2 protein-coding genes are annotated in these 2,499 nt (G+C 27.8%); one reads left to right on the forward strand and one right to left on the reverse strand.

Annotated features, from left to right (window positions below):
- Window positions 1-228 precede the first annotated feature (228 nt).
- The gene (locus tag JEY78_RS15735; RefSeq protein WP_291853698.1) at window positions 229-2,226 is read left to right on the forward strand and encodes a putative porin; all 1,998 of its coding nucleotides are present in this window, start codon (window positions 229-231) and stop codon (window positions 2,224-2,226) included.
- A gap of 68 nt (window positions 2,227-2,294) precedes the next feature.
- Here JEY78_RS15735 and JEY78_RS15740 read toward each other — a convergent pair.
- The coding region (locus JEY78_RS15740; RefSeq protein WP_291853701.1) for a hypothetical protein at window positions 2,295-2,499 on the reverse strand (205 nt) is incomplete at its 5' end.

The raw sequence follows: 2,499 nt of genomic DNA on the forward strand, positions 1-2,499 counted from the left end.
CTGCATTTGTGGGAGAGTAGGTCGTCGCCAACTTTATTTAAAGCCTCAATCATAACGATTGAGGCTTTTTTTGTTTAAAAAAACACCACCTTTTTTCTTCATCTTTTTGATTATCTGCAGATTTATATGAACTGATTTTTTATCTTTGTGTTCATGAAATTTAAATTGATAATATTTACAATTGCTATTTTTAGCATCTCCTTAAAACTTTACAGTCAAACTGATAGTTTGGAAAATAAATTAATTTATTCCTGGAAACTTAATTCTTTAAATTTGGAGGATGAAATAGTTTCTATAGATACATCACTTAAATACTTTCAAAATTTTAATCTTATTCTAAAAAATGAATACCCACTAAATTACCTTGGTAATTTAGGAAGTGCAGCGCAAATCAATTCTTTTTTTAATAGAGAGGATTTATCTACAGGATTTATTTTTAGTGAGCCTTATTCAATTTATTTCCATAGTCCTCAGAATCAGAAATATTATAATACTAAACAACAGTTTTCAGTTATATCTTATTCGAATGCAGGTCCTAAAAATGAAAGTGAACAAACTTTAGGTGTGTTGCATACTCAAAATATAACAAAGGATTTAAACGTAGGAATTGATTATGATATGATTTCTTCCGATGGGAGGTATTTAAATCAGCAAGTTAAACAAAATAATTTGTCAATATTTTCTAGTTACAAAAAGAAAAGATATAGCTTTTACGGGGCATTGGCATTTAATAGGTTGAAAGCCCAAGAAAATGGAGGTATTGATAGTTTGGATTATCTCGGTAGTGATGAGTATCGAAATAGAAGAAATATTCCCGTTAAAGAAGAGGATGCTTCTATACATGTTTATTCAACAAATTTGAAATTAATTAACGAATACAAGTTTGGAAGAGTTTCTGAAAAAATAAATGTTACAGAAAGAAAAGCTAAGAAGGTAAGAGGTTCTTCAAGTGATATTCTTTCAGATGAAGAAGTAATGACTGACGCTTTTGATCGAACTTTATCTAAAGATACTAGTTTGGATGTTAATAATATTGTGCGGCAGGATAGTATTATTTATGATACAACATATATAAAGGTAGTGAAATTGTCAGGATATAGTTTAACACATGAGTTCATTTATGATAGGGACGTGCGAAAATATTTTGATAATACTATTGATGTAGATTCATTTTACAATGAAGTAAATGTATTTCTTGATTCAAATAAAACTTACGATAAAGTATATCAAACAAGAATTGCAAATAAGGTATCATTTAATTTTAGCAAACTAAATCATAACATTCGCTTGTCCCTTTATAATGAGCAGATGGACTATTCGTACATAAAACCTGAAATTATAAGTTATACCGATAAAGATACTGTATTAGGGGCGAAAATGAATTTAGCAAAAGGGAGTACGTCTTTAAATGCTGTTTTTAATGGTGGGTTTGGAAAATTAAATTATCTATTGTTTGGTGAATACTATTTTGAAGGATACAAAAACGAAAATTCCAAAGTTAATTTTAATACAAGTTATTTGGTAAAATCAAATAATGAAATTGGATTAAGAGTAAATTATGTAAATAGGAATCCAGATTTCTATTATGAGAAGTTTTATTCAAATCATTTTCAATGGGAGAATAGCCATTTTAGAATGGAAGAAAAATGGGATTTGAAATTGTATTATAGAAATCAAAAAAGATCTTTTGATCTAAAATTAACATATGGTCAGGTTTCAAATTATTTCTTTTTTGATGAAAGTGCTATAATAAATCAAAATAGAGGCCAAATAAACGTACTTTCTGGCGAGATATTAAAAGAAATAAATCTTGGGCCTTTTCATTCTAAAACAAAATTTCTATATCAACGAACAAGTGATAGTATTATTAGGTTGCCCGAATATAGTTTATATCAAACCCTTTATTTAGAGAAATTATTTAATTTTCAATCTACAGGAGGGAAGTTATTGATGCAGATAGGTATTGATTATTGTTATTCTAGTTCTTATTATGCGGATGCTTATATGCCTATCTCAGGTGTGTTTTATACACAAAATGAAATTATGCAGAAAGATTATCATCGCATGGATGCATTTATAAACTTTAATATTAATAGGGCTAGTTTATTTTTGCGGTATGATTATTTAAATAGTGCTATAAGTAAAAATTATTACTTTACTGCACCATTTTATCCTTCGCCTCAACCTGTATTTAAATTTGGAGTTTCTTGGATTTTTTATGATTGAGTTTCTATTAATGGATCATTATTGTGAAAATTTGTATTTTATGTTGCACTCCAAACTTGGGGAATGATTTATAAATCAAGTTGTAAGAAAAGTGAAGAAAAAAAGCTTAATTTTTTTTCAGATTTATTTGGAATTAAGAAATTAAAGTTTGTATATTTGCAGCCGCTTAAAGATAGAGTGAGACGTTCAAAAGAGTATTTGAAATAGGGAGAAAAAAAGTAATTTTTTTCTAGGAATAAGCGAAATAATTTATATCTTTGCAATCCCAAAAAC

The organism is Lutibacter sp., from assembly GCF_016342705.1.
Classification (GTDB): Bacteria; Bacteroidota; Bacteroidia; order Flavobacteriales; family Flavobacteriaceae; genus Lutibacter.